Origin of the sequence: Paraburkholderia tropica (assembly GCF_900109265.1) — a bacterium.
In the GTDB taxonomy this organism is placed as follows: Bacteria; Pseudomonadota; Gammaproteobacteria; order Burkholderiales; family Burkholderiaceae; genus Paraburkholderia; species Paraburkholderia tropica.
In genome coordinates this window covers 20148-28142 of the sequence record NZ_FNZM01000039.1, presented here as the reverse complement: position 1 = coordinate 28142, position 7995 = coordinate 20148, and the positions used below count along the sequence as shown (strand labels likewise).

9 protein-coding genes are annotated in these 7995 nt (G+C 61.6%); 7 read left to right on the top strand and 2 right to left on the bottom strand.

What is annotated here, in order from left to right; translation table 11 throughout:
• The 3 genes from BMY06_RS36895 to BMY06_RS36885 all read left to right on the top strand — a co-directional run.
• Positions 1-351 (top strand): aminotransferase class III-fold pyridoxal phosphate-dependent enzyme (locus BMY06_RS36895; RefSeq protein WP_143064459.1); only part of this gene is annotated, 351 nt, incomplete at its 5' end.
• Between the two features lie 86 nt (positions 352-437).
• Positions 438-1376 (top strand): 2-hydroxyacid dehydrogenase, encoded by a 939-nt coding sequence (locus tag BMY06_RS36890; RefSeq protein WP_074987760.1) that lies wholly within the window; start codon positions 438-440, stop codon positions 1374-1376.
• 363 nt (positions 1377-1739) lie between these two features.
• Positions 1740-2903, top strand: coding sequence for a porin (locus BMY06_RS36885; protein ID WP_074987759.1), 1164 nt, complete (start codon positions 1740-1742; stop codon positions 2901-2903).
• Positions 2904-2915: 12 nt separating this feature from the next.
• Here the strand turns inward: BMY06_RS36885 and BMY06_RS36880 are convergent, their stop codons facing one another.
• Positions 2916-3986 carry a sensor domain-containing diguanylate cyclase gene (locus BMY06_RS36880; RefSeq protein WP_074987758.1) on the bottom strand — a complete coding sequence of 357 codons (1071 nt, stop codon included), beginning with the start codon at positions 3984-3986 and terminating at the stop codon, positions 2916-2918.
• Positions 3987-4186: 200 nt separating this feature from the next.
• Here BMY06_RS36880 and BMY06_RS39835 point away from each other — a divergent pair, with 200 nt between their 5' ends.
• The 4 genes from BMY06_RS39835 (at position 4187) to BMY06_RS36865 (ending at position 7436) form a co-directional block, all read left to right on the top strand.
• On the top strand, positions 4187-4354 hold the full coding sequence (locus tag BMY06_RS39835; protein WP_161495577.1) for a hypothetical protein: 168 nt from the start codon (positions 4187-4189) through the stop codon (positions 4352-4354).
• Between the two features lie 56 nt (positions 4355-4410).
• A complete protein-coding gene (locus BMY06_RS36875; RefSeq protein ID WP_074987757.1) occupies positions 4411-4896 on the top strand; it encodes a DUF2844 domain-containing protein in 486 nt (161 codons plus the stop codon).
• A 120-nt stretch (positions 4897-5016) separates the two neighbouring features.
• A complete protein-coding gene (locus BMY06_RS36870; RefSeq protein ID WP_161495576.1) occupies positions 5017-6375 on the top strand; it encodes a DUF3443 family protein in 1359 nt (452 codons plus the stop codon).
• 113 nt (positions 6376-6488) lie between these two features.
• Entirely contained in the window at positions 6489-7436 is a 948-nt protein-coding gene (locus tag BMY06_RS36865) for a GlxA family transcriptional regulator (RefSeq protein ID WP_074987756.1), read from the top strand.
• Between the two features lie 31 nt (positions 7437-7467).
• Here the strand turns inward: BMY06_RS36865 and BMY06_RS36860 are convergent, their stop codons facing one another.
• Positions 7468-7950, bottom strand: a complete 483-nt coding sequence (locus BMY06_RS36860) for a YybH family protein (protein ID WP_074987755.1) — start codon at positions 7948-7950, stop codon at positions 7468-7470.
• Between the last annotated feature and the right edge of the window lie 45 nt (positions 7951-7995).

Here is a 7995-nt window from a genome sequence, read left to right as displayed (position 1 = left end):
GTGTTCGAAGAAGAACAGTTGCTGGCGAAGGGCCGCGCGCTCGGCGCGAAGCTTCACGCCGGTCTTGAACAGATCGCGCGCGACCACGCGGCGATCGGCACGGTGCGGGGTCTCGGCCCAATGGCCGCGCTCGAATTCGTGCGCAACAGCGACCCGTTCCAGCCCGACGCCGACTTCGCCCAGGCCGTCATCGATCAATGCCGTGAAGACGGTCTGCTGGTGATCAAATGCGGCGTGCACCGCAATACGTTGCGTCTGCTCGCGCCGCTGACCGTGAGCGATGCGATCGTCAATGAAGCGCTGACGATCCTGCGCAATGCGGTGACGAAGGTATCGGCGAAAGTCCGCTAAGACTACGCTTGCGCCGCGCAACGTGTTATTAAAGGCTGACGCCTGATTCACGATCGAACTCAGGCGCATTTCGAAAGGACCTGCTCATGCTAATGGTCGTCAAATCGGGCGGCCCGGCAGCAATGCCGGAATGGCGATCGCTCTACCGGTCGCTGTTGCCCGAACTGGAAATCGTCGGTTGGGACGATCCCGAGCTCGATCCCGCCAGGGTCGAGTACGCGATGGTTTGGGAGCCGACGCCCGGACGGCTCGCGCAATTTCCCGCGCTGCGTGTCATCCTGAGCAGCGCAGCGGGCGTGGACCACATTACGCGCGATCCTTCGGTGCCCGCGCATCTGCCGATCGTCCGGATGGTGACGCCCGAAACCGGCGAGCGCATGGCCGACTTCGTCACGGCGTGCACCTATGCCATCGTGCGCGACTTTCCCGCGCTGCGCGACGCACAAACGGCGCGCCGCTGGGACGAAAGTCTCGTCGGTCGGCGTGCAAGCGAGACCACCGTGGCGATTCTCGGTCTGGGCAATCTGGGCGTCGCGTGCGCGCTGCGCCTTGCGGCCAATGGCTTTCGCGTCAGAGGCTGGTCGCGCACGCCCAAACAGATTGCGCAGTGCGAAAGCTTTGCCGGCGATGACGGCCTGCACGCGTGCGTGGCGAATGCAGATATCGTCGTCAATCTGCTGCCCGATACGGCGGCCACACGCAATCTGATCGACCGCCGCTTTCTGGCCGCGCTGCCGCGTGGCGCATCGTTGATCAACGTGGGCCGTGCGCCTCAGGTCGATATTCAGGCCGTGGTGGCCAGCCTCGATAGCGGACATCTGCACAGCGCGTTTCTCGACGTGTTCGACCCCGAACCGCTAACGCCGAACGATCCGCTGTGGCAACACCCGAAACTGTGGCTGAGTTCGCACATCGCTTCGGCCGTGTCGCGCGAGAGCAAGGCGCGCCAGGTCGTCAAGGCGATTCTGGCCGACCAGGCGGGACAAGCACTGGAACACGTCTACGCCGCCGACTTCGGCTATTGAGTTTCAAGGACGACGCATCACGATCCCCAGCGGGCCAACTGCTGGGGATTTTTCTTTTGTCATGTTCGCGACGATCACCGGGAAAGTGCATGTCGTCCGCAAGTCCATTCACGACTGTGCAGGCCGCCCCTTTATGGCGAAAACGGCAGCCTATGCCGTATCGCGGCACGAAATCACATTTATCGCGTTTCTGCGCATTTTATACAGAACAAAGCCCCGGTTTTCGCGTGCTCCAATTGAACGCCTGAATTGAACCGCCCCAGCGCGGAAATGCCGATCGTCCGCAACGCTTTTCCGCTCGCTGATTTCCGATCAATCCGGACTACGAACTTTTAACCACACGCTACCACCTGGAGCTCGCAAATGAATAAGTCCACCCGCAATACGTTTGGCGCTGGTTTCTCCGTCGCGCTTCTCGCTGGCGCAAGTTTCGCTCATGCGCAGAACAGCGTGACGCTCTATGGCGTCGCCGATACGGGTATCGCGTACATCAACCACGCCAGCGGCAGCAAGAATGCCGTGGCGATGTCGAGCGGCAATCTGAGCGGCAGCCGTTGGGGGCTGAAAGGTTCGGAGGATCTCGGCGGCGGTCTGAAAACCGTGTTCCAGCTCGAGAGCGGCTTCAACATGAATACCGGCGCGGCCGGTCAGGGATCGCGTCTGTTCGGCCGACGCGCGTACGTGGGCCTGAGCAGCGCGGACTGGGGCACGCTCACGGCGGGTCGTCAATACGAAGCGTCTGTCGACATGATTCAGGCAATCACCGGCGACAATTACTTCAGCACGATGTTTACAACGCCGGGCGATCTCGACAACAACGACAACGACATGCGCGTCAACAATTCGATCAAATACCTCAGCCCGAACTGGCGAGGCGTGCAGGTCGAACTGGTCTACGGTTTCAGCGGCCTCGCGGGCCAGACAGGTCAGGGCTACACCTATTCGGGCGGCGTGTCGTACGCGAATGGCCCGGTGAATCTGGCGGCTATGTACATGCGGTTGACCAACGAACCGTCGTCGGGTGCCACGCGCACGTCCTGGACCAGCAGCGGCGATTCGCTGTTCGTCAGCCCGATCAATCAGGGATATCAGTCGGCGAAGGCAATGGGCGTCGCGTCGGCGGCGGCCCAATATGCGCTGGGTTCGCTGCTGATCGGCGCGTCGTACAGCAACGTGCAATATCAGAGCGACGCGGCTTCCAATTTCTCGGGCACGCAGCACTACAACATCGGCAAAGCGTTTCTCGCTTATCACTTTACGCCGGCGCTGCTCGCGGGTGTTGGCTATGAATTCGTGAAGGCGGGTGGCGATACGTCTGCGACCTACAACGAAATCAGTCTCGGCGCGGACTACAACCTGTCGAAGCGCACCGACGTGTATGCGCTTGCCGGCTATCAACATGCAAGCGGCACGCAACGCAAAGCCGACGGCACGCTGCAGACGGCAGTGGCGTCGATCGGTTCATACGGCCGCAGCGGCACCGATAGTCAGTCGATGGTGATCGTCGGCATTCGCCATAAGTTCTGATGTAAGGTCGCGTTACGCCTGCGTTGCCTGTCGAAGTCGCGCAGGCAAGGCAGGCGCATCTTGCACATCCGATGCGCCCTGCCTTTCCCCGCCGCGATTCCGCTTGAGCCGCAGCATCAACTGATCGGCCTGATCGAGCGCCTGCGCGACCGTCACGAAGCGAACCGCGACGCCGCCCGCCAATGCATTCTGATAATGCATTGTCACGTTCGCCAAAATATAGTCGCCGACCGCCGCCTCGGACAAGCGCTGCGCAATCGCCTCGGCTTGTGCGGAAGCCTGTGCAAAATCGGACGGCAATGCGCCCGCAAACGCAAAACGTCCGGCGCCAATATGCGCAAGCTGACCGTCGTCTGAACTCGCCGCCAGCATCCGTTCGCCGCTGGTGCGCAGAAGCTGTTCGCCGACTGCATAGCCATGCCGGTCATTCAGCGCGTAAAAGCCCTCCAGGTCGACGATGCACAGCGCCACATATGAACCATCCGTCGACGAATTCGCCAGCAAACGCCCAAGCGCTTCCTGCAATGCGCGCCGATTCGGCAACGCCGTCGCATCGTCGGTAAGCGCGCGCTGAGAGAGATGCTCGTTAGCAAGCGTCAATTGTTCGATCAATCGCTCGCGCTCGATATGTTCCGAAATCAGTTTCGCAAACACATTCAACGCGCTACGCGCACGCGAATTGATTTCCAGACTTTCCCGGCTAATACCGCATAGCGTGCCGATCACGGCGCCGCTTTCGGCGCAGACCGGCGCACTCGCATAAGTCCGGATATCCAGCTCGGCGGCCGCGCGCGAATCGCCCCAGATTTCCTTGACGTTGCTGACAACACGCTGCCCGCTTTCCAGACTGCGTTTGCACAAAGTGTCGAACCATTGGACCTGCAAGCCTTCGAGCACCTGCGTGCGTCCTTCATTGCGCGAATAAAGCACGGTCTGCACTTCGCGGCTGAAATCGATCGACGTCAGATACGTCGATTCGAGTCCGGTCATTGTCCCCAGCATTTCGAGCAACGGGCGCACCAAACCTTCCAGGCTCTGTGCGGCGGCCACCTTTTGCGAAAGACGTTCAAGCAATTCATCCATGGCTGACACTCAAGTATGCAGATGACATAACCCGCTTGCCGGGATGGCATGCATTCGACGGTATCAGCTTTTTTTGCGGCTTTCCAGGTGTCACGAGAGCGACATCTGCGAGACCGCCCATCACGATGAACGACCGCACGGCACGCCATCGCGAAGACTCAAGTTCCTCGCAGCATGTCCGTTAACATTGCAGACACGTCGTGTGGGATCAGCTTGCACGCGACACCGACCTTGCAGATCAAGAGGAACAACGAAGAATGGAAAACGCCACGGATTCTCTGCGCGGCCAATACCCGAATGACGAAGCAATGCCGTTTCAGACAGGCACCGCCGGCTGCCTCGCACAGACGCAGGAGATTGCTTCGTGAATAGCTTGCGTCGTGTGGCGGATGTCTCCGCCGTCATTCCTGCCCGCGCCTCTGCCATGGCGCGCTCCGCTGTCCATGCTCTCGTACTCGTCGCGGGCAGCGCGTGCTGCATCGGTGCGCATGCCGAACTCGGCGGGCCGCCGACACTGCCCGCGACCAGCGCCCAGGCGTCGAGCGCCGTGTCGTTGAAGGCGACGAGCAGCACGTCGGCAACGAGCACGTCGACCGCCTATACCGTGCGCGAATCGACGCTCACAAACGGCATCACCGAACGCGAATACCTGAACGTCGACGGCACCGTGTTCGCCCTGGCGTGGGACGGTCCCTTCATGCCCGATCTGCGCAGCTTCATGGGCAGCACGATCTTCTCCGAATACGTGAGCGCGCTGCAGAATCAGACCGACCGCACGCGCAGCGGTGGCGTGAATATCAGCACCGATGATTTCGTCGTGCAGGTGCAAGGCCATCAACGACACTTCCGCGGCCGGGCCTGGCTGCCGTCGCTGCTGCCGACCGGCGTCAGCACGTCGGTGATCCAGTAACGCCCGCCTCGCTTCCGCGCGGGCTTCATGCGAAGCCGCGCGGCGCCGATGGGCTCTCTTGCACTCCCTTACGCTTTCTTTCGCACTCGTTTTTCTCGCCACTGTCCAGTCATGACGACAATGTCTTCTCTCGCGGTGCTCGCCTGCGGTCTCGCGCTGCTCGCGCATCGCTTCTCCGCCGGCCACGTATCGCGCACGTTCCGGTTGTTGCCGCGCCGCCCGGTCACCCAGGTCGCTGCGTACGCCCTGCTGCTCGCGCTGGCGGCGTGCGGCGGCGGCGGTTCGTCGAGCGACAGCACATCGACGACGACCGGTTCTGCGAATTCGTCGAACAACACCAGTTCGTCGAGCAGCAGCAACTCGCTGACCGTCATCGTGCAGAAAAGCCTCGGCTCCTATCCGAACCAACCGTTCGTCACGGTGACCGTTTGCGCGCCCGGCACCACCACTTGCGACACGATCGATCACGTCCTGCTGGATACCGGATCGACCGGTCTGCGCGTGCTGGCTTCGTCGCTGAGCGCCACGACGCTCGCCGGCATGACGCGCGAGCAACTGGCGTCGTCGGGTAATTACATCGACGAATGCGGCCAGTTCGTCAGCGGCTATACGTGGGGCTCGCTGCGTCTCGCCGATGTGACGATGGGAAGCAAAACCGCTTCGAGCGTGCCGGTCGAGGTGATCGGCGATTCCGATGCCGGTTCGGCGCCGTCCGCGTGCACCGGCACCGGCTCGGACATGGGTTCGACCACCGAGATGGGCGCGAACGGCATTCTGGGCGTGCAGGGGCAGATCCGCGATTGCGGCTCGACCTGCGCCACCAGTGCCTATCCGCTGTACTACGCGTGTGCAACCGGTTCGAGCTGCTCGACGTCGAGCGCCGTGCCGCTGAGCCAGCAGGTGACGAACCCGGTCAGCATGCTGAGCAGCGACAACAACGGCATTGTCCTCTCGATGCCGAGCGTGTCGGATAGCGGTCAGGCGCTCGCGACCGGTACGCTTTACTTCGGCGTCGGCACGCAGACGAACAACACGCTGGACTCGGCCGATCGCATTCCGCTCGACACGAGCTTCGAATTCAAGGCGACGTATGGCGGCACCGCCAACCAGAGCAGCTTCATCGATTCGGGCACGAACTTCCTGTACTTCCAGGACAGTACGCTGACGCGCTGCACGGGTTCCAATAGCGACTACTATTGCCCCTCGTCGGTCCAGACCGAGTCCGTGACGTTCACGCCGAACAGCGGCGCAAGCGATTCCAGCGGCTCGTATACCGGCTCGTTCAAGGTCGGCAACGTCGTGTCGCTGCTGAGCACCAGCGGCGTCTATGCGTTCGACGATATCGCCGTGTACGGACTGGTCGATAGCGGCATGGATTTCGGCATGCCGTTCTTCTATGGCCGCTATGTGGTGATCAAAAACGAGAGCTCGTCCGGTGCGGGCGACGCGTACGCGGCCTTCGCATCGAACGGCCTCTAACGCTCGGCTTGAGCCGGACCGGTTGCGCTATTCCGGGCCGGCAGCCGTCAGGCGCAATTCGAGGGATTTCCGTAAAATAAGACTTCCCCTCCTATCCGGCTGACGACTGCACCATGCATCGCATTGGATTCTTTGTTTGCAGCGGCCACGACGCGCTCGATCTCGGCGGCCCGCTATCGGCATTCAATCAGGTGGCCGCCGCCGCGGGCCATACGCCGTACGATCTGCAAGTCATCTCACAGTCGGGCGGCCCGGTTCGCGGCAATACGGGTCTTGCCATCGAGACGCGCCCTGTCGGCAGGCGCAGGTTCGACACCGTCGTTTTCGTCGGCGGCGATATCGAGCCCATGCAGTTACCGGAAAATATCGCAGCGGCGAAGAAATTGGGCGCGAAGGCGTCGCGAGTCGCGAGCGTCTGCACCGGCGCCTTTCTGCTTGCGGAAACCGGCTTGCTGGATGGTTTAAAAGCCACGACGCACTGGCGATATTCCGCGTTGCTGCAATCGCGCTTCCCTCGCACGCGCGTCGAAGGCGACAGCATCTATATCGTGGACGGCCACGTCTGGACATCGGCGGGCATTGCCTCCGGAATCGACCTGGCGCTCGGACTGATCGAGCGCGACATGGGCGCGGACGTCGCGCGTGCGGTGTCCAGGCTGCTGGTCGTGCCGTATCGTCGACCGGGCGGCCAATCGCAATTCTCCGCCATGTCGCAGATGGAGCCGGAATCGGATCGCATCCGCATTGCGCTGAACTTCGCACGCGAACATCTGGCGGAAGCGCTGCCTGTGGAGCGACTCGCCGATGCCGCCAATTTAAGTCCACGGCAATTTGGACGCGCATTTCGCCGCGAAACCGGAGAAACGCCTGCGAAAGCGGTCGAACGTTTGCGTGTCGAAGCGGCGCGATTGCGCCTTCAAGATGGCAGCGAACCGATCGAGCAAATTGCGCTGGCCGTGGGATTCACCGATCCGGAGCGGATGCGGAGGGCTTTCATCAAACTGCATGGCCACCCGCCGCAGGCGATCCGGCGCGAGAGCCGAATGAACAGCACGCGCTGATATGGCGTCATACTTTTAAATCAGCAGACGCTCAATTTCCATTCGATGGCTGCGCGGCGTAATCATTCCACATGTCGCGCTGCAATTTCCACGCACCGTTTTCCTTCAGGAAAATGAGAATCTGCTTGCCGCGATAGGTAAGCTCGCCGTCATGGTCGCGGACTTCCGCATCCGAAACTTCCGTTACCGCCTGCTCATTGCCGTAGAACTCGTAATGGCTGAACGATACGGCGCCCGGTTTTTTCGCAGCATACGCTTTCACGAAGTACGCGGTAATTGCATCGCCGCCCGTCACTCTGTCGCCGCCAGGCGGCAAGAGCGCGCCCTCATGCGTATAAAGATGACCTATCGCCTCATAATCGCCGCGTGCGAAGGCATCGGCCCATCGCGCGTTCTCGGCTTTGATGGCGGCTTCGGTTTGCGGCTGCGTGCCGGCAGCCATTGCCGGCGCGGCAAACGCGCACAAGGTCAAGCAGGCTGCAACGGCGGCAGCGTATCGACGAATCTGTTGCATTGAAGAATGTCCAATCGGAGTGGGAATCGAAGGCGTTGCGTGTGT